Below are 20,284 nucleotides of genomic sequence, written 5' to 3' on the forward strand. Positions count from 1 at the left end.
GTGCACGTTTCTTTTCGGAAATATGTTTATACATATTAAACGTATGCAAACTTTAAAGGAGTGAGAACATGAACGAAGCCGCTTTGACACTGGAAGGCTGGTATGCCCTGCATGACTTCCGCTCTCTCAATTGGACTGCCTGGACGGAAGCCGATGATGAAGAACGCGCTGTTGCCCTTGAGGAGCTGCATGCTTTCATGCAGGAATGGGGGCCCGTGGAAGAAGCCAAGGAAGGCAGCTCCACCGTGTATTCCATTGTTGGCCAGAAAGCTGATTTCGTGATGATGTTTCTGCGGGAAAGCCTGGAAGCATTGAATGCGCTTGAGACTGCTTTTAACAAAATCGCCTTTGCTCAATATACTACCAAAGCCTATTCATATGTAAGTATTGTCGAACTCAGCAACTACGCCGCAGGAGGAACTGCGGGAGACGGCAGCGATCCGATGCTGAATCCGCATGTTGCCGCCCGGCTGAAGCCTATTCTGCCGCAAGCGAAGCATATCTGCTTCTATCCGATGAATAAGAAACGGGAGCTTGCGGACAACTGGTACATGCTCGACATGGACAAACGCCGTGAGCTGATGCATTCGCATGGCCTGATCGGCCGCGGATATGCCGGCAAGGTGAAGCAGATCATCTCCGGCTCCGTCGGATTCGATGACTGGGAATGGGGCGTGACCCTGTTCGCTGAAGATGCCCTGCAGTTCAAGAAGCTGGTCTATGAGATGCGCTTTGATGAAGTGAGTGCCCGCTACGGCGAGTTCGGTCCCTTCTATGTCGGCAATCTGCTGACTGAGGAATCGTTCGAAGAGATGCTGAAGCTGTAAAACGGAGAATAAGCAACAGTATATAAAGGGAAGTCTTCCTCACAGGAAAGCTTCCCTTTATTTGGACTTTTGCAATAGTAACAAGAAACTCGCTTATGACGCTGCTGTCCAATAAACGCAAATAGACCGCCCCCTCGCGAAGGAATGCGGTCTATTTGTCGTGTCCTATTCACAAATCTATATCCTTCAATCGGACGGATTCTTACCATCAGCCTCTTCGTCCTCATCATCCTCGTCCTCATCCCGCAGACTCTCCAGATATTCAGCCGTCGCCCGGTCACGCGCGCGGCCCTTATCCTTCAGGCGCTCTATGGCCGGGAGAATGAGAATGTCGATTTCCTTCTGGATATTGTAAGCCAGATCATAACGTGTCTGATCCTCAAGATAAGAACCCACCTCGATCAGAGCATTGTACCGGTCCAGCTCCTCACGCGTCAACAGTCCGCGAACTTGTACGCTGCAATGGCGCATCTTAGAGGAATCTTCCTTTTTTGAGTACCAGCGGAATGCCGCCGATAATGAGCAGGTAGCGCATGTCTACAACCTTCTTCAGCTGCGCCGCTGTCCAGCCCTTATAGGTCTTGTCGCCCACTACTGCAATCCCCTGACCCTTGCCCAGCGAGGCTACGGTGCCTTTGTTGCTGAACGCGAACTTCTTCGGCTGCTGGCTGCGGATGGCCGCTACAAGATTATGCGCACAGCATTCTCCCTGCTGCATAGCAATCTGTGCCGTTGGAGGGTAAGGACGCCCTTCCGGATTAATCATGAGGGAACCGTCACCAATGATGAAGATATTCTCATGTCCTGGAGCACGCAGGTATTCGTCTACCTTCACACGCCCGCGCATGGCTTCGAAGCCGGCAGCTTCAATCAGACGGTTGCCGCGGATACCGCCGGTCCACACGATAGTGGAAGCTTTGATTTCTTCACCGGTTGCAAGGATGACACCGCCAGGCAGGCATTCCTTGATCGCCACGCCGAACTTGAAGGTTACCCCCTTCTTCGTAAGCACTGTCATGGCATGCTCGACAAGCTCCGGAGCAAAGCCCGGCAGCGCTGTAGGTGCAGCTTCTACATTATAGATGTTGACCATACTTGGATCGACATCATATTCTTTGCACAGTGCCGGAATCCGGTCTGCCAGTTCAGCCACAAACTCAATGCCGCTGAAGCCCGCGCCGCCGACAACAAAGTTGATATGCTCTTGTGCATTATTCTCATTCTTGTATTTGGCAAATTGATACTCAATATGTTCACGGATCAGCCGCACGGAGTTAATGCTGCGGATGGTCAGCGCATATTTGTCGAGTCCCGGAATTCCGAAGGTCTCAGGCTCGCCGCCAAGTGCGATTACGAGATAATCATACGAGAGGGTTCCGTCTTCCAGAATAACCTTCTTCTGCTGGGTACGGATCTCCTGTACGGAAGATTTAACAAGATCGATTTTGAATTCATCGATAAGCTTGGAGATGGATACGCGGGTATGCTCGATGCTGTCCGTTCCTGCTGCTGGCATATGCAGATGGGTCGTGAAATAATGATACTCATGGCGGTTCACCAGGGTTACATCCGCTTCATTATAATTCAAAGCTTTCTGCAGCCGCTGGGCGGTCAAGATACCTCCATATCCCGCGCCTAGGATAACAATTTTGGGAATACTGCTCATGTTCCGGCTCCTTCCAACAGGTGAATCTGTCTATGTGTTATTTTTTGTAAAAAAATTAGGTTTCTTTTGTGAATTTATACACTTAAATTCAGAAGAATTTCCAATTAAACTTAAAGGATTTCTAAAATAACCATATCCATTGTAAACCTTAGTATCGTTTTAATCAAATACAATCATACAACAAAATGTCACATTTTTCAGTGAAATCAAAGGCTTTGCAGCGGGGTGCCACAATGTTTATAATGAGTAGGTACGCAAGTATGGCAATTTGAAACTATCAACTCGGAGGTGTAATATTACGTGACACTAGAGCAATCCGTTCCTATGAGCGATCTCATCATCATAGGCGGGGGACCAGCCGGTATGTTTGCCGCTTTTTACGGCGGTATGCGCCAGGCTTCGGTAACACTTATTGAAAGTATGCCCCAATTGGGGGGGCAGCTTGCTGCTCTTTATCCCGAAAAATATATTTACGACGTAGCCGGTTTTCCCAAGATCACCGGACAGGAGCTGGTGGATAACCTTTCACGGCAGATGGAGCTCTTCCAGTCTGATATCCGTCTGGAGGAGAAGGTTGTATCTGTTGTGAAGCAGGATGAGCGCCACTTCATCGTCACCACCGATAAAGCTGAATATCACAGCAAAGCTATTATTGTCACAGCAGGTGTAGGCGCGTTCGAGCCGCGGCGCCTGGAAGTGCCTGATGCGCAGCGTTTCGAGAAAGCCAATCTGCATTATTTTGTAAGCGATCTGAATGCATATAAAGGCAAGAAGGTGCTGATCAGCGGCGGCGGCGATTCTGCTGTAGACTGGGCACTTATGCTTGAGCCTATCGCGGAGCAGGTAACCCTGATTCACCGCCGGGATAAATTCCGCGCCCATGAGCACAGTGTCGAGAATCTGATGGCCTCCAAGGTCAATGTTATTACGCCATCTGAGATCACTGAGCTGCATGGTGAAGAGTTCATCACCAAGGTAACCCTGTCTCATATCAAGACCAAAGAAACGCAGGAAATCGAAGTAGACAGTGTAATTGTCAATTTCGGCTTTGTTTCCTCACTGGGACCGATTGCCGAATGGGGAATCGAGATCGATGGCAACTCCATTGTGGTAGACTCCCGCATGGAGACCAGCATTCCGGGTATCTTCGCCGCAGGCGATATCACCACGTATCCAGGCAAGCTGAAGCTGATTGCTGTAGGATTCGGAGAAGCGCCGACTGCTGTGAATAACGCCAAGGTGTATATTGATCCCGAAGCGAAGCTGTCCCCGGGACACAGCAGTAATCTCAAACTCTAGAATTGCGTATAACCTAAAACCTACAATAAAAGGGTATCCTTTCAGGTTGATTCCACCTCAACTTGAAAAGATACCCTATTCTGTGTTACTTGCGGTTTGATTAATTCTGGGTGCTGTAAAGGTATGCTCTGATCTTTAGTGAAGAACCGCATGAACTGGAGAGTGTAAGTTCCGTTTGCGAATTTCAGCGAGTAGCAGAGCGATGAAATCATGCTCCAATTGCAGCTCTATCGCTCTATGATAAGAGTCCAGCAGCATCTCATCCGACAATTCAACCATAACGTTCACCTACCTTTCCTTTATTTGGATCTGAATCTATCATAGCAAACTATCATTATTCGAACAAGCGTTCTCATTATCCACAAGCTACTGTGGAGATCCTGTGCATAATATGTTAGTAAGGGTTGCAATGTCAGGTACTGCACGGTGGACTATGGGGATAATAGTTATGCACAGGGCAGATATCCCGCTTATCCGTAAAAATAATTTTTAGAATGTTCATAATTGGCTGGGATATTTATGTTCATATTACCTCGTAATAGACACGACTAAACGCAATATTATCTCATTATTGTATTTATCGTCAATTATTAAAATTTTCTTAATTAATTTCCGGTTATTTTGGTCTTGTATTTACTTCCAGAATCCATATTTTTCCCCGATGATCCACAGCATAATCGAAACCAAGCTCGCCGATACCAGGGAAATGCCGCTCCAGCAGCTCAATACAGACTAAAGTCAGCCGGCGCATCTCCGCTTTCTTGGAGGAGGTCCGGACTCTCGGCAGCGATCTGCTCAGACCCTGACGGCAGCTGAGCATCGTTCCCCCTTTACAGAGATTAGTAACGAACAATCCCGGCCGGGCTACTCTGCCTACCATGGAACGGAATTCCCAGTGATCGCCGTTCTTCACCACTTTGACCCGGTAATCAATCGGACGCCCGGAAATCCGGGCAAGGGAAATGCCTTGCTGGATCAAATATCTCCGCTTTACCTTGAACCGGTCCAGCGCGTACCTCATCGAAGCGAAATCACGATATATACGTGTATTATGCATATACGTGAAGCCGTAACCCCGTTGATCCCGGAACACCTTGATCACCCCGTAGCCTCCGCCGCCGACAACCGGCTTAATCACAACATTCCCGTATCTTCCCAGCATCGCTAACAATCCGGCAGCACTATATTCCCGTGTTCTCGGAATGTAACCGGCAACCCGTGAATCGCTAAGCAACGCCGCGGTCTTCAGCAACTTGCTTGCCAGTTCTCTCCCCGCCATTTTTTCGCCCTCTCCTTTCGAATTCCCAGCCTACCCTATAGATTACTCACGAAAGACCGCACCCTCCTGTATGATTGTCCGTGGTAACGGAGTCCACAGCAAAAAAGGGCATATAGCCGCAAGGGCCGTATGTCCCGGTGTTCCGTTTATTCCAGAGCTGGAATATTCTTAAAATTCGTTGTATTATAGCCTGGAGGGGAGGGTTTCCTAATGGCACAGTTTTTTGAAATCCTGTATTGGTTTGCGATGATCGGCATGTCTGTTGTACTGGCAGGAACCACGATACTCGTCTGCGCGCTGGGCTTCAAATTCATCAAAGACCGCCGCAGGGTTCTGGGCGCCGGCTGTATCGCCTTTTCCCTGGGGGCCGCTGCCCTGATCGTGTTCATGATTAATTTCAAATTCATCCTTCCGGCCTGAAGCAAAGCTCCCGGCAGCTATGGCAAAAGACATCCGTAGAGCAGACTGCCTTTTATCATTGCTGCCTTTGAGCGGAATCTCACGTATACATACCTCATAGATTTGCCTGAGATACTATATTCTATGACACCGTGAAGGGTTGGCCTGTGCCGATGGACAGCTTCATTAGCTGAGTCTTATCCGGTCCTTAGCACCCGGCAGCTCTCTTAATCTTAAATCCATCCCCCGGACCCGCTATGAATATGCCGCCCGGCTTCAAACTTGCTTATCCCCTCGGGATTTTCTTAAATATCATCCATAATTTCACATTATCATCATTTTACACAATATACCTTAAATGGTTCTATGTTAAGATTAGTAGCGTGAATACTCGAAAAAAGGAGAATATAACGTGTCGAAACCTGTATACGGCAAGCAAGCGGCTCCGTCCAAGACGATCGAAAAGAATTCCGGACCCGTGTGGGCGCTCTGCATTGCCTTCATCCTGTTCCTGGGGTGGACCCCCTTCCAGGTTGGATTGTTCAACGGAATGAGAGTGGAATTTGAGAAGCCTATTTATATGGCTGCCTTGCTGAGCGGTCTGCTCCTGCTGATCTGTGCTGTCCTGTACTTTAGGACCTTCAGGCTGGACGAGCAGCGCGATCTGCTTACCCTCGCCGCAATCCTGCTCCCGTTAACGTACGCCCTGTCACTGTTTGGCGCTGCCTCGCATTATATGGCCATGAACATGCTGTTCACCCAATTTACTTATGTGGCGGTCTTCATTACCAGCGTGTATCTGCTCCGCCAGAGGCAGCTTAATAATGTTATTCAGCTGGGTATCCTCGCAATCGCTTATCTGATCGTCGGTTTCGGTCTATTGAACTGGCTCGGAAGCTGGAAGCTTGCCGGCAGTCTTGTAGGCTGGTTCTCGGATACTGTGGTCAACGGCAAGTATACTGAAGCGGTGATGACCGATTCGAACGGGCTTCGCCTGACTTCCATTTTCCAGTATGCCAATACATATGCAGCGTTCCTGATGGCTTTTCTGTTCGTCGCCTTATTCGCGCTGATCCGCTCCCGGAAATGGTACGGACGGCTGATGCACGGATTTATGCTGGTTCCCTTCATAGTCTCCCTGCTGCTTACCTTGTCCCGCGGCGGTCTGGTCCTGCTGCCTGTGGTATTCATTATCCTGCTGCTTTTCCTGAAGCCTGTGCAGCAGATACTCTGGATTATTAATCTCGCCATTGCCGGCGTATTGTCTCTGCTGATTACGAATCCGGTAACCAGACTGGGTCTGGAGCTGAATACGGCATTCACTTCCTCTGCAGCCCTTGAGGGCTGGGGATACCTGCTGGGTGCATCATTCTGCGCCGCCGCTCTCTGCTGGGTTGTCCAGCATTACTTTGCTCCTTGGCTGAGCCGCAAGCTAGGCAGCACAGAATCACGCCGCTGGAGCGGAGTATGGATTCCTGTGGTATCCGTTGCCGGTGTGTTGATTATCGCCTTCCTGTTTATCGGAACCCGTGCGCGTAATATTCTGCCGGAGAATATCGGAACACGGCTGGAGAATATCAACTTCAAGCAGCACAGTGTACTTGAACGCTTCACCTTTTACAAAGATGCCATGAAGGTGGTCAAAGATTATCCGGTACTGGGGACCGGAGGCGGGGGCTGGGCGTCACTCTATGAGCACTACCAGAACAACCCTTACCTGAGCCGCCAGGTCCACAACTTTTTCCTGCAGTACCTGATTGAAGTGGGCATTCTCGGCTTTATCGTGTTCATGGGCTTCATCCTGTTCATTTTCTACAAGTATGTAAGAGGATATCTGAAACGCGACAAAGACGATTACAATAACGGGTTCTTCTATCTCATTATCGCGTTGTCGATTCTTGTTCACAGCCTGCTTGATTTCAATATGAGCTATGCGTTCATGGGGATTCTGGTCTTCCTCGCTTTGGGAGGGATGACCGTTGTCATGGAGAGCAGACCGCTCCGTCTCGAGTGGAACAAGCTCTGGATCAGAGCCGGGTATTTCGGGCTGCTGGGTATCGGCACCGGGTATCTGCTGTTCCTGTCTCTGGGGTATATCAGTTCCAGCTCTGAAGCCTATACTGCCAAGAAGCTGATGAACGTCAGCCAATCCTATGAAGAGATCAAGGCCCCTCTGGTAAAAGCACTCAAAACCCGCCCGAATCATCCCGAATCGGCGGCTTATCTATCCATGCTGGATCAGCAGGTATTCACCCAAACACAGAATAAACAGTTTCTGGACGAATCCTATACGGTGTTAACCCGCGCACTTGAAGATGAGCCCTATAACAAAGATCTGCTATCCCAGCTGGCGAAATACTATGATCTGAAGGGCCAGAGTGAAGAGTCTTACCGGGTGTATCTCGATAATGCGGACAAGTTCATGTGGGATATTAACTGGTATGATCATCTGATCAGCCGGGCCTCGCTCCTTGGGCTGGAGGCCTATGCGAAGCGAGATGAAGCAGGGGAACAGAAGTATTTCAACAGTGCGCTGGCTTCCTACAAACATGTAACGGACGGCATTGAGCATTTGAAGACTCTTCCACCCGAGCAGCTTCAGGGCCGTGAATTCTTCGTCACTTCAACGATTGCTCTGAACGCAGGCCGGATTCAGGTCCTGTCCGGTGATGAGGAAGCCGCCCGAACAACAGTGCAGCAAGGCTTCACCAACGGTTACGAAGACTTGACGGAGACCGCAGCCCTCTGGGATACAGATTGGTACAGCGCGGTGATCGGCCGTTCCCAGGAGCTGGGAGCTGCAGCCTTGAAGCGGGCACTGGAGGCTTATGCACTGGGCCAGACGGATCTGGGGGATCAGGAGACGGTTAACAAGGAACGGTATTTCAAAACCGGTCTGGACGCTTATGCCCATGCAGCTGCGGATGAAGAATGGTTCAGTGCCCTTCCGGCTGAAGATCAGCAGGGACGGGGATCGATGATTACTTCAGTTATGCTGCTGAACGCCGGTAAGATCCAATATTTATCGAAACAATGGCAAGCCGCCGCAGCCACACTGCAGCAAGGGCTGACTGAGGATTATAACGATGCCGTCAACCGGGAAACGGCCCGCTGGTATCTCGCTGTACAGCAGAGAACCCAGAGTGCCCAGGATCAGGCAGTGTATGACAAGCTGATTACGGCTGATCCGGAAGAAGCAGTCAAGATTAACGAAGTTGCCGTTATGCCGCTCTAACTGTACTATTGCCAGACTAGCGAACAGCAAAAGGAAGCTGTCCCAAAAGCCATGAAACGGCTTCTGGGACGCCTTCTTTTTTTTGCGTAAGATCAACGTGTGCACTTGAATGGACGCTCCGCGAACGGGTTGTTGTTCCAATTCAGCCGCGTGCCGCCATATACTCGTCCTTCAGGATAGAGTATTGGTAAGAGTCCAGCCACCTCCCCTTATGCCGCATATGTTCTCTCAGATGTCCTTCGTATACCATTCCTATGTGTTGCATGACTCTGGCAGAGCCGATATTCTCCGGGCGGCAGGTCGCGTAGATCCGGTGAAGATCAAGGTCATTGAAGCCCCAATCCAGCAGCGCGGCGGCAGCCTCACTTGCAATACCCTGTCCCCAATACAACCGGTTATAGCAATAACCGATTTCTCCCTGCCCTTCTCCGCTGATATGTATCCCGCAGCCGCCTACCAGTACATTCTCCTGCTTCAAAACGACTGCGTACTCGAACTCCTGGCGCGGCTTCTGCTGCTGCATATCCAAGGTCAGCCGGATGTAGCTCCAGGTATCCTCCAGTGAATTGGGTCCCCAAATCATATACTTGGCCACTGCCGGATCGGAGGCATATTCATGCACCCGCTGGACATCCTCAGACATGAATTCCCGGATCAGCAGCCGGTTTGTTTCAAACTGCATGCTCGGTCACATCCTTATGCTTACTGTTGTAATCCGGGGAAACTTCATGGCTCAGCAAGTTCAATTCTTGCATATTGCTCTGCAAAATCTTCCCCTTGGTTCAACGCCTGGATTAGCTTGAGAAGTCCTTCATCTCCTGCAATGGAGAACCACCGCGTAACTTCATAACAAGCCAAATTGTAATTCTTCCAGGCTTCCGGAGTTCCGTAACTAAAGGCATCATACGAATCTAAAAGGCCGTAATCAACAGGCTTCTTCCCTTTATCCGTTACCTGTTCCCATACTGCTGTGCTATTAGACAATCTCCCGTCTACCATCGAAGCCAGACCTTCATCAAACCACACGGGCACTACATTGCGGTTGCGCAGTCTTTCCCTCAATTCAGCGTGGGTGAATTCATGCGAAATCACATTTTCATTAAACCCGTCCGGGCCGACCACAATATAGTTATTCCAGGGCAGGTAATAGGTTTGTCCGGTCGGATTTTCAGTGTATTTCCCCAGACTCCTGGAAGTTAGCGCCACAATCAAATACGGAGTTGAAGTTCGCTCACCAAAAATAGCCGTGACCTTCTCTTGTGCAAGCTCAACGTAATATAGCAGCTGATCCTGCAGTTCCTTTGACATATCCGGCTCTATATAAACATCCGGTGCCACTTCAACCATGTTAGAGTAATTGACCAAGGCAGCATGCACCGGCTTGGCATAGACTCCCCAAGAGATCATCAGCAGCGCTATTAACATTATACCTGACGCAGCTATCACCTTCATTTTTCGGGTCAATTTCAGCATCTAGTTAAACAATCCTCTGCCAATAAAGTTAGCCGTAACCGGCGGCTTCCCGATCTCCCGTGACCATACAGACAATTGACCGGCGTGATGGATCTCGTGGGCAATCAGATGCCGCATAACTTCCCCGTATTTGTGGGGTTCGCGTTCCCCTTCATCCGTGATATCAATCATAACGCGGTCTTCCAGACTATCATTCCAGTCATAGACAAATGGAGCGAGCTCCTCATGGCACCGCGCGGATAAATCCTTGACCTGCTGCAAGCTGGCCACTTCCCCGAATGAAGGAATCTCAATCTCTTTCTCTTGTATCCCGCCACAGATCCAGCCATACTCGACGGTCACAATGTGATAGAGCGTAGGAAGAATGTATCCTATGCCTCCAGTGCGTAATTTCATCAGCTCTCCCCCGTCAACTGTACCGCACCAGTCAAACCAGTCTTTGCGCACCTGCCAATTATACTCGAATAGCTTAAACATGCCGCTGCCTCCAATACTCGTAAATTTCATTACGCCTACTATTCATGATTCGCGATATATCCCTGTTATCCTCCCCTCGTAAACCAAGTGTCATTAACTCATATCCTCGCTCTCTTCCCCTATATCCGGCGGTTTGTGAAGTATTGATTATAGCTGTACTTTTCACACGTAACGTATAATCTCGTAGATCAGACTTTTACATTGATCAAATCGTTCCAATAAGGAGAGGTTTTAATCATTGTGAGAAAATCAAAAAGCTTGTCAGCTATGTTTGTAATTTTCCTGCTCCTGTTCTCGTCTATTCCACTATCCCTATCTGCAGAGGAAGTACGCCAAGAAGAACAGGTGGATCTGGGACCTTGGGCATTTAGCGCCTTTGGACCGGGTACAGTACCAGCTACGAACCCCGAACCTATTGTTCAAGATCCAAATACAGTAATAATGAGTACGTACGGCGGAAAGATTGCTTCTGGAGAGGAGGGACTTTCCTTTTATTACAAAGAACTTCCCGTTGACACGAACTTTGAGCTCCAAGCCAAAGCTACAGTGAATTTATTTAACAGCAGATCCAGCGTCAGCACGCCTAATCAGAAATCCTTCGGTCTTATGCTTAGGGATACTGTTGGAACAAATGGAGATGACAGCAAAAACATTTCTAATTATGCTGCAGTCGGTGCGTTGGATCAGGTAATGAAAGGATTTTATAAAAAAACCTCACAAATAAAGCTTCCTGCATTTAGCGGGATCAATGCCCCTGCTGCGGGAGAAACCTATAATCTCAGCATTAAAAAATCGGGCAATACCTATCTGCTAAGCATCGGTGAGCAAACTCAAATCGTAACGCTCGACGATACGTTCACGGATACCATCTTTGCCGGGATTTATGTGGCCCGAGATGCGGAAGTAACCTTCAGCGGGATAGATATCAAGGTCGAGGCCAAACGTGTATCCCACTTAATCGCTGATACGAGCGGGATGACCAAAACCTCCTATCTGGTGGGTGAACCCCTTGATCTGACCGGACTGGCCGTTAAGGCTGTCTTTTCTGATAGCAGTGAAGCCGTTTTGTCTTCCGCTGATTATATCGTAACCGGCTTTGATAGCAGTAAGGCCGGGGAGAATACGATCAATATTAATTATAACGGCGCTTCAGCAAGTATCCCGCTGCAGATTATTCCGCTGACAGTGACCTCATTATCGGTAAGATATGAGCCGGCCAAAACGGTCTATTATCCGGGAGATACGTTTGATCCAAAGGGACTTGTGGTCGTTGCTGACTATAATGATCATTACCTGATCACAGAACTGAACAGCAGTCTCTATTCGCTCTCCATCGGCGGACAGTCCGTTACTGAAGCATCGCCGCATGTGTTTACGGATTCAGGTCCGTATGAAATCAATATCACCTCCACAGAGACTCCATCCATGGCGGCTGCTTTCCACGTTGAAGTCATTGACGCTGCCTTGTCCAAGCTGGAGATTAGACATGAACCCAAACAAACCGTCTATTACATCGGTGATTCCATCCAGTTAGAAGGATTAGCAATTTATGCCCATTATTCTGATGACACTCAGATCCGCCTGACCAAAGATGAATATACCGTCTCTCCCCTCAACACCTCGGTACCAGGAGATAAAGAAATCATAGTTGCCCATAAAGGATTAACAGCAACCTTCCATGTTAAGGTTCAAATTAAAGAGCTAACCGGTATCGAAGTAACAGGCTATCCGGCAACGACCTTCTTTATAGGCGATAACTTTAACAGCGATCATCTGATCGTATCGAAAGTCTATGACAACTTGGACCGGGAAGTCCTAAGCGATTTCATCCTCGATAGCGCCAGGTTTGATAATCAAAAGTCCGGAGTGTATGAAATCGGGATCATCCCTGCGGATACGTCCATACAACCGATTACGTATTCTGTCACGGTAAAAGAGAAGATTGAACCCGTCTGGCGCAGCATTCAATTCGGCCAATCCACATCTGCTGCTAATAACAAAATCCTTCCGCAAGAGGACGGTGCAATAGAGCTGATTGCGCTGGAAGGCGGCGGCAAGGTTACTGAGGACCACGATGGCATTACCTTCTATTACACAGAGCTTGATGCGTCAGAAGATAATTTCATGCTGTCTGCGGATATTAGGGTGTCGGCTTTTGCCAAAACTCCATATGACGGACAAGAGTCATTCGGCATCATGGCACGGGATGCCATTGGGACGCCGGGAAATTCCAGCGTATTCGCCTCGAATATCGCTGCCGTCGGTGGTTACAGCGGCGGTACCAAAAGCGCAATCGGCACCCAGCTGTTTGTCCGGTCCAGCATCTTGAAGTCTGACGGAACCGGAAGTAAAGGCATTCAGACCATCATGCTGAGGAATGAACGGCCTGCCCCCGGCAATACGGCTCCTGCAGCTCCTTATCGTCTAACGCTCTCCAAGACGAATAGCGGCTTTACTGGACAGCTTAACAATGATCAGGGAGCTATCATTTTTGAGCCGGATATTCTTAACGTACAAGATTCCAAAATGTATGTCGGATTCTATGCGGCACGTCTCGCCACGATTAATATCCGCAATATCCAGTTGACGGTGACGTCAGCAGCTACAGATTCTCCTAAGGTTGAACCACCGGCAGCTCCGGTTGCCCCAAGCTTAAGCATCCTATCTCTAAGCAGGACCTCTACACCACAATATCAAATGATTGTTCGTCCTAATGTCAACGGAACCGTAACGGTAAAGCAAGGCTCTAAGGTCATCGCCCAGGATATCGAGGCTAAGGCCGATAAGCGACTTGCGGTTCCGGCGCTACTCGGTGATCAGGGGGATACGAACTTCAGCATTACTTTTGTACCAGATGATACCCAGTATTTGACCTCTTACGATAAAATCGTCCATAACTTCACAGTAACCATGAGCAGCTATGGGGAGGGAGAAAATATCTATGTATCTCCTGCGGGAACAAGTGCCGGGGATGGTACGGCTGATCTCCCGCTTGATCTCGACACCGCCATTGAATATGTCAGACCAGGTCAGCATATTATCGTGCTAGACGGCACTTATGTGCGGAAATCACCGCTTGTCATTCAGAGGTACAATGATGGAACCGCAGCCGCTAAGAAGTACCTGGAGGCGGCACCAGGGGCAAGACCCGTCATCGATTTTGACAAAAAAACAGAAGGCGTGCTGCTCAGCGGGAACTATTGGCATGTGAAGGGAATTGATTTCACCCGCTCGGCGCCAAATACGAAAGGCTTTACGGTTGGGGGGAATTATAACATCGTTGAGAATAGCCGCTTCTATGCAAACGGGGACACGGGGCTTCAAATCAGCCGGACGGACGGAACGGCACAAGAACTCGCCGAATGGCCATCCTACAACTTGATTCTGAACAGTACCTCCTTTGATAACCGCGATCCGGCAGACAATAATGCAGATGGCTTTGCCGCGAAATTGACTTCAGGTATTGGAAATATTTTCAGAGGATGCCTGGCACATAATAATATTGACGATGGCTGGGACTTGTACACCAAGGCAGGCTCAGGCGCGATCGGTCCAGTATTAATCGAGAATAGTGCAGCCTTCAATAACGGATATTTAACAGACGGAACGGTTGGCGCCGGTGATAAGAACGGATTCAAGCTGGGGGGAGAAGGCATCCACGTCCCTCATACCATCCGCAATTCCATTGCCTTCGGAAATGGCGCATATGGTTTCACCAGTAACAGTAATCCGGGTGTGATTGCTATTAACAATATCGGATTTAATAATACGCGCGGAAATATGAGCTTCACCACTTATGACCAAATTACAGCAGACTTTAAGATTGACGGCTTCGTATCCTACCAGACGAGCAGCATCGGGAAAGACCAGTATCCAGCTGCTTTGGCTGCCGACAATAACTTTATGTATGATGGTACAGCGTCAGTCAATAAGTCAGGCAAGCAGCTGACAGATGCTAACTTTGCTAGTTTGAATCCGGTGAACTCTTATACGAGGGATGCGGAGGGAAATATCATCTGGGGTGACTTCCTGAAGTTCATTCCTTTTGAAGAGCCGGGAACGGGAACTCAACCGGAGCCAGAACCGGAACCAGAAACAGAGCCAAGTCCAGGTCCTTCCGCTACACCGGCTCCTTCTGCCACACCGGGTCCTACGGCAACACCTAGTCCCACAGCTACACCAATTCCAGCTGCTGCTCCAAATAGCGGCGGTTCCGGATCAGCAGCTGGAGATTCTTCGACTACAGTACTCCTGCTGGACGGCAGCGTCAGAATTGAACTGCCCATAACGGTTGATGCAGGGAAAGCCAGCGCCCTACTGATGGATTCCTCTTTACAAAAAATAATTGCTTTGGCCAAAGCTGATTCAACCGGTAATAAAACAATCCGGATTCCGATTACTGTTGATCAGGCCAAGGACATCAAGGAATATGAGATAAGCCTCCCTGCTTCAGCATTTCGCACAGGAGCTTCTGCCCTGCAGATAGAGGTCAGCTCGTCACTGGCCACGATTATGTTACCGGACAGTCTCTTCCCTGCAGCAATGCTCGACGGCGTGAAGACTGTAACTTTATTAGTAAGAACAGCCGATACGGAAGGACACCTTAAAGGGAAGTTAGGAGACAGCCCGCTAATCGGGTATGAGCTTCGCCTGGATGGGATAAAGCTTCAAGCAGACAGCCTGCAATCAGCCATACAGATCGGACTTCCGCATTCACCAGCTGTTCCTGCAGCGGACAATGCCTTTATTGTTGTGTGGCATGTCAATGACAAGGGAATCATCCTGCCTGTAATCAGCGGGGATTATAATGCAGAGAGGCAGCAGGCCATTTTCTCAACCACTCTTTCGTCCGGCCACTATGCAGCGGTCTATAATCACAAGACATTCCAGGATATCCCCCATTGGCATTGGGCAAAGTCCGCAGTGGAAGTACTCACTTCCAAAGGTGTAATTAACGGTATATCTGAAACTGAATTCCGGCCGGATCAGTCCATTTCACGTGCGGATTTCGCACTTCTACTAGTTCGGGGTTTGGAACTTAACGCAGCAGAAGGGGGCGGCTTCGCGGGGGCATCTTCTACGCATCCGAATGAGCCGCTCTCCCGGCAAGAGATGTTTGTAATGGCGGCTAGAGCCCTAAAGGCTACAGAAGTTTGGAATCCGGGTACGATACCTGCCTCCGGTTTAGACGGCTTTACAGATCGCCACCTAATCACCATTGATGTGGCCGATGATATTGCAGCACTGGCAGCAGCTGGTCTCATTAAGGGAGACGGCCGGCAGCAGCTCAAGCCCACTGCATATTCCACGCGTGCCGAAGCGGCGGTGCTAATTTACCGAATTCTTATGCGCAAATAAAAGAGAACCCCAAAACCATAGTGAAGTGGTTTTGGGGTTCTTTTATGCCTGAACCCACTTTATTTGGTTATAAGATTAAAGCATTTATGAGCGTACAAATGGTACGGGAAATAAGGTCTATAATGTAATTAACATCCCAAATACACAAAATCACAACAGGATTTTCGAAAGGAAATCTTGGAGAATTTTCTTCACTGGTAAGTTAGCAGTATATAATAAGTCATTTACACGTTGAAGTATTTTAGGATTGTCTAATATCAGTTTTTTACTTTCTTGATCTGTAAAACTTCTTAGCGTGTCAACGCATATCTCGAATAACTCCTCATCATTAGTATCGAGCAAGGATAGTAGAATATTAAGTTCAAGTACATTGCACTCATTATCCAAACAATATGCTAATTTCTTCTGCCAATCTATTGGTTTACTAAGCACTTGATTAGATAGTTCGTCCCAATCACTTGGGTTAAACTCTGTAAGCATCTCGCTTGCAATGACACAACCATCATCGTACCAAGAATCTACTGTTGTATCAGTAGCTAAAAGGTTATCTAGTTCTTTGTACATTTTGATGCCTCCACTTATTTTAAAATTAAAAACCTGACGGGCGAGGCGCGTTTATCGTGCCTGTTGGATAACCGCTTGTTACATCTCCACCAACTTTGATCACGTCAATTACCACACCATTTATAGTAGCCCTATGCCAAGTTGCTCCATCCCTTAATCTTGTAGAAATAGCAGGAGTATTACCAACATTAGTAATGTCCCTTATAATTTGTTCATCACTCCAGGATTCTGGAAATAAGGTAATTGTTAATGCTATGCGAATGTCCTCCTATTAAATCATTTTTCGGAATCCTTCGTTGTCCTTCTAGTATCTTTGTTTCCATTTCCGGACTAATTACTGTTTTGGGAATAACGACACTACCACCGTTCCCCGGCCCCTCAATCCTACCCGCACCGCCACCCATTTCCTCCATCGCATCCATAAACTGCTGCTGCACCGGCATCTTCGGCAGTGAAGGTCCATCGGGTATCTCCCCTGCCTTAAAGGCCAGCCCTTCCGGTGTCTGTAAGACCGGACCCAGCTCCGGGAGCTTCGACCTGATTCCTTTCAGGGTATCCTTCGCCGCCTGGCTGACGACGTCTTCCACCCCGCTGAACACTTTCCTGGCTTTGCCGATTTTGGTGACCTGCATTCCCGGTACAAGGAGGGAAGCTACCGAACCCAGCATAATATTTACTTCTCGTTTCTCTCTTATTATTGAAATTGGTAATCAACGGATCTACATTGGTTCTCCATCAAAATACATTATTTTTCCACTCAACAATACATCTTCTTTGCATTCATTTTCGAACCAATCAACGTTTCCTTTTATAATATACGCTCCCTTTTTACTAAAATAGCAGATATCTTCACCTCCAGGACCGAAGAGTATAGCAATGCAATCCAAGTACTCAACTATTTTAAAAACCATTACATACATTATCCTGTTCTGAGATAAAGTATCTTCATAAAATTTATCATGCCTAAAAGTAATCCTATAGTCGTAAATGAACTCATCTTTGAAAAAGAATGTATCTATAGCATTCGCTGGATGTTCAGCGGGATACTCTCCCTTTTCTCTTACAGTAATTTGAATTCCAATTTCCGGTTTAAAATTAGTTAATTGATAATTTATTTCTTGATTATCACTAGTGGAAATAATCTCAATACCTTCTTGAGAGAATAAATCTTTTACCTCTTTCAAAGTAATTTTTCTTCCTTTAATATATAAACTATATTCTACTGCCACTTATTAATCCTCCTCACTACGATTCAGGGAATAATAGTTAAGATCGAACCATTCTTATTTTATTTCTAATTTCACTCCAAACCCCCCTCACACTTTTCGCAGGACTTGGAGAATAACAATCAAATATTGTACCCCCTATACTAAAATCAGGTTTCTTATCCAAACCTATACCATCATTTGGTCCTACCTTTGGATTCTGTTCAATATCATACCCATATTCCGCTAATTTTTTTGCAGCCTCGTTTTCCCTTTCTAATGCCCTGATTTTTTCTGGACTTGCATTTTTCTCGATTTTAGCCGGGTTTCCTTTGGGTAAAGCATTCGCATCTGGGAGTTTACTAGGTATAGTTCGTTTAAACCCGCTGCCAATCCCATTCGCACCGCCACCCACTTCATCCATCGCATCCATATACTGCTGCTGCACCGGCGTCCTCGGCAGTGAAGGTCCATCGGGTATTTCCCCTGCTTTAAGGCCAACCCCTCCGGCGTCTGCAATACCGGACCCAGCTCCGGGAGCTTCTGCTTGATCCCATTCAAAGCATCCTTCGCCGCCTGGCTGACGACGTCTTCCACCCCGCTGAACACTTTCCCGGCTTTGCCGATTTTGGTGACCTGCATTCCACATAGACCTTGTCCACATAAAAAGCCAGCGTCGTCTCATTTTCTTTGCTGCTAGCGGTAATCGGAGTACCATCCGGCAGTTCCAGCGGCGGACCGTTCAGCCGTCTTGCAGATTCGATCTGCTCCTGGACCTGCCTCACAGCCTCAACGATCCTGATCTCCTCCAGCTGGCTTCTTGCATAGGCTCCAGGGCACTCTTCTCCATCGCCATCCGCAGCAGATACTCTTCGTTATGTATTAGCGGTACACTTTCCGCCGTGATCGACGAATCATAATCGCAGGCTTTGACAGCCAACTGCTTGAAATAGCCGCTTAGATCCTTCCCTGCTTCATATTTTTCACTACTTCACATTTTAATCCATATGTTACTTCTGACGAATTATAATCATGTCTTCGTCAATTAATCTAAGATCTCACGAGCTTCAGCCTTACAGCTTGAGGTCAGTTCATCACTAGCCACGATTATGTTGCCAGACTATATATCCTCTGCGGCCCATATGCAGCTGTCTATAATCACAAGACATTTCAGGATATTCCCCATTTCCATTGGGCATAGTCCGCTGTTGAAGTGCTCGCTTCCAAAGGTGTAATTAACGGCAGTTCAGAATTGGCCGGAGCAACCCGTTTCACGTGCTGATATTGCTTTTTACATAAACGCAAAACAGCTCCCAGCTTGTTTGCAAGATGAGAGCCGCTTCACGCTTATATTTTCATAAAATGATGATCCTATAATCTCTATCTATAATAATAAACTTGTCATTAAAATCTATAGATAAACCCTCGTATTTCTCGACAAGCATTTCATTAAGCGTTAATAGATCTGACCCTTCCCGAACATACAAATACATTTCGTTAATATTTCGAGTTATAGGATCAAGATGCATCTCAACTTTCATAATATCATTTGAATTTCTTTCAATAGTAGTTATTTTGTATACTATTTTCTCGACATCTTCCTCCACATTTGAATCGTTTCCAAACATTTCACCAAGTGATGAATAGTTCGGTTTTCCCCTCCTGAATATTTCCACTAACCCTATAACTAACTCCTGTAATGAACTTTCTGAAAATTTCAACTTTAACAATTCCCATGAGTTATCAAACATCCAACTCATATCATTGGGATCATTATCACTATCGTCCAAAATTCCAATAACTACAGGTTTTCTATAAAGAAATTTCGAGTTAATTCTTTCATCATTATTTAAAAACATTAAAATCCCCTCCCATCTTCTCTGCCATTTTACTATATAACCTATCCCATACTGCCTCTGTGTTACCTTCTTTAAATAATGCTTGAACCATAGGATCACTGGAAAGCTCTCTTTGTGTTTGTTTAAAAACTTTCTCAACATCCAGTGGATGTATCGCCCATCCAAGAGTTCCTCTCTTAATACTGAACGTTACCCCATGTGGAGTCACAGCTCTTATTTCTGCCATATCAAAATATACCACTGTTTCTAGGTCAGCAATACTAAACCTACTACTACTAGGATGATTATGAGTAAATGTTGTATCCTTTGCTATATCTTTATAAGAAGAAAGGTCAATTTTTGCTTGTTCCCCATCAGAGATTAATCTACCAATCACATTGCCGTCATTATCGAAAAACAGACCATGCTCAAACGGCTCATTTCTAATACCATCTTCCAAATATTTAACTGTTGAAGGTGCTTTGTCTACTTTCCCTATACTGGATAGTAAATTTTGACCACCCGAACCCTCACTTACTACACCTATGTTAGAATCTGCACTACTAGATTTACCCTTCCCCTCAGATAACGGAACATTTACCTTTTTCACCCTGGACGCAGATATTTCACCCGCACCGGGGTGCAGCGGAAGGCTTCTCTTTAT

Annotated in this window: 19 protein-coding genes and 1 pseudogene; 5 read left to right on the forward strand and 15 right to left on the reverse strand. The window is 47.3% G+C overall.

Going from position 1 to position 20,284, the window contains the following annotated elements:
• The first annotated feature begins 68 nt into the window (after window positions 1–68).
• Window positions 69–827: a hydrogen peroxide-dependent heme synthase gene (gene hemQ / locus QW71_RS27760; protein ID WP_039306986.1), complete on the forward strand. Its 759-nt coding sequence runs from the start codon at window positions 69–71 to the stop codon at window positions 825–827.
• A gap of 186 nt (window positions 828–1,013) precedes the next feature.
• Here hemQ and QW71_RS27765 read toward each other — a convergent pair whose 3' ends face one another.
• Together QW71_RS27765 and QW71_RS27770 are read right to left on the reverse strand one after the other, a co-directional pair.
• Window positions 1,014–1,298, reverse strand: coding sequence for a hypothetical protein (locus QW71_RS27765; protein ID WP_039306989.1), 285 nt, complete (start codon window positions 1,296–1,298; stop codon window positions 1,014–1,016).
• 1 nt (window position 1,299) lies between these two features.
• Window positions 1,300–2,493 carry an NAD(P)/FAD-dependent oxidoreductase gene (locus QW71_RS27770; protein WP_039306992.1) on the reverse strand — a complete coding sequence of 398 codons (1,194 nt, stop codon included), beginning with the start codon at window positions 2,491–2,493 and terminating at the stop codon, window positions 1,300–1,302.
• Between the two features lie 324 nt (window positions 2,494–2,817).
• Between QW71_RS27770 and QW71_RS27775 the strand changes: the two genes are divergently transcribed.
• Window positions 2,818–3,792, forward strand: a complete 975-nt coding sequence (locus tag QW71_RS27775) for an NAD(P)/FAD-dependent oxidoreductase (protein ID WP_039306995.1) — start codon at window positions 2,818–2,820, stop codon at window positions 3,790–3,792.
• A gap of 135 nt (window positions 3,793–3,927) precedes the next feature.
• On the opposite strand, the gene QW71_RS39320 is transcribed toward QW71_RS27775, so the two are convergent.
• On the reverse strand, window positions 3,928–4,071 hold the full coding sequence (locus QW71_RS39320) for a sporulation histidine kinase inhibitor Sda (protein WP_042217282.1): 144 nt from the start codon (window positions 4,069–4,071) through the stop codon (window positions 3,928–3,930).
• Between the two features lie 337 nt (window positions 4,072–4,408).
• Window positions 4,409–5,071 (reverse strand): YheC/YheD family protein, encoded by a 663-nt coding sequence (locus tag QW71_RS27780; protein WP_039306998.1) that lies wholly within the window; start codon window positions 5,069–5,071, stop codon window positions 4,409–4,411.
• A 210-nt stretch (window positions 5,072–5,281) separates the two neighbouring features.
• On the opposite strand from QW71_RS27780, the gene QW71_RS27785 reads away from it, so the two are divergent.
• The gene (locus tag QW71_RS27785; protein ID WP_039307001.1) at window positions 5,282–5,491 is read left to right on the forward strand and encodes a hypothetical protein; all 210 of its coding nucleotides are present in this window, start codon (window positions 5,282–5,284) and stop codon (window positions 5,489–5,491) included.
• A gap of 391 nt (window positions 5,492–5,882) precedes the next feature.
• On the forward strand, window positions 5,883–8,705 hold the full coding sequence (locus tag QW71_RS27790; protein ID WP_039307004.1) for a PglL family O-oligosaccharyltransferase: 2,823 nt from the start codon (window positions 5,883–5,885) through the stop codon (window positions 8,703–8,705).
• Between the two features lie 142 nt (window positions 8,706–8,847).
• Here QW71_RS27790 and QW71_RS27795 read toward each other — a convergent pair whose 3' ends face one another.
• From QW71_RS27795 to QW71_RS27805, 3 genes are read right to left on the reverse strand one after another with little or no spacing between them, the layout of a single operon-like run.
• Entirely contained in the window at window positions 8,848–9,387 is a 540-nt protein-coding gene (locus QW71_RS27795; RefSeq protein WP_039307007.1) for a GNAT family N-acetyltransferase, read from the reverse strand.
• Between the two features lie 44 nt (window positions 9,388–9,431).
• Window positions 9,432–10,178: a hypothetical protein gene (locus QW71_RS27800; protein ID WP_039307011.1), complete on the reverse strand. Its 747-nt coding sequence runs from the start codon at window positions 10,176–10,178 to the stop codon at window positions 9,432–9,434.
• Window positions 10,179–10,655: a DinB family protein gene (locus QW71_RS27805; protein ID WP_039307013.1), complete on the reverse strand. Its 477-nt coding sequence runs from the start codon at window positions 10,653–10,655 to the stop codon at window positions 10,179–10,181. It lies immediately after the preceding gene.
• Window positions 10,656–10,895: 240 nt separating this feature from the next.
• On the opposite strand from QW71_RS27805, the gene QW71_RS27810 reads away from it, so the two are divergent.
• On the forward strand, window positions 10,896–16,013 hold the full coding sequence (locus QW71_RS27810; protein WP_039307015.1) for a bacterial Ig-like domain-containing protein: 5,118 nt from the start codon (window positions 10,896–10,898) through the stop codon (window positions 16,011–16,013).
• A 150-nt stretch (window positions 16,014–16,163) separates the two neighbouring features.
• Here QW71_RS27810 and QW71_RS27815 read toward each other — a convergent pair whose 3' ends face one another.
• From QW71_RS27815 to QW71_RS40650, 8 genes and pseudogenes are all read right to left on the reverse strand, one after another.
• Window positions 16,164–16,577 carry a hypothetical protein gene (locus tag QW71_RS27815; RefSeq protein ID WP_039307017.1) on the reverse strand — a complete coding sequence of 138 codons (414 nt, stop codon included), beginning with the start codon at window positions 16,575–16,577 and terminating at the stop codon, window positions 16,164–16,166.
• A gap of 25 nt (window positions 16,578–16,602) precedes the next feature.
• Window positions 16,603–16,839 carry an EndoU domain-containing protein gene (locus QW71_RS41550; protein WP_306766074.1) on the reverse strand — a complete coding sequence of 79 codons (237 nt, stop codon included), beginning with the start codon at window positions 16,837–16,839 and terminating at the stop codon, window positions 16,603–16,605.
• Window positions 16,793–17,245: a hypothetical protein gene (locus QW71_RS41555; RefSeq protein WP_039307020.1), complete on the reverse strand. Its 453-nt coding sequence runs from the start codon at window positions 17,243–17,245 to the stop codon at window positions 16,793–16,795. The genes QW71_RS41550 and QW71_RS41555 overlap by 47 nt, the downstream gene beginning before the upstream one ends.
• 51 nt (window positions 17,246–17,296) lie before the next feature.
• On the reverse strand, window positions 17,297–17,806 hold the full coding sequence (locus QW71_RS27825; protein ID WP_039307023.1) for a hypothetical protein: 510 nt from the start codon (window positions 17,804–17,806) through the stop codon (window positions 17,297–17,299).
• Between the two features lie 37 nt (window positions 17,807–17,843).
• A complete protein-coding gene (locus QW71_RS40105; protein ID WP_152679871.1) occupies window positions 17,844–18,215 on the reverse strand; it encodes a hypothetical protein in 372 nt (123 codons plus the stop codon).
• Between the two features lie 124 nt (window positions 18,216–18,339).
• The gene (locus QW71_RS40110) at window positions 18,340–18,567 is read right to left on the reverse strand and encodes a hypothetical protein (protein WP_152679872.1); all 228 of its coding nucleotides are present in this window, start codon (window positions 18,565–18,567) and stop codon (window positions 18,340–18,342) included.
• Window positions 18,568–19,137: 570 nt separating this feature from the next.
• A complete protein-coding gene (locus QW71_RS38315) occupies window positions 19,138–19,641 on the reverse strand; it encodes a hypothetical protein (RefSeq protein WP_052770329.1) in 504 nt (167 codons plus the stop codon).
• A pseudogene (locus QW71_RS40650) lies at window positions 19,628–20,284 on the reverse strand (hypothetical protein); the annotation flags it as partial. The pseudogene QW71_RS40650 and the gene QW71_RS38315, both read right to left, overlap by 14 nt.

The organism is Paenibacillus sp. IHB B 3415 (genome assembly GCF_000802655.2).
Taxonomy (GTDB): domain Bacteria; phylum Bacillota; class Bacilli; order Paenibacillales; family Paenibacillaceae; genus Paenibacillus_AQ; species Paenibacillus_AQ phytohabitans.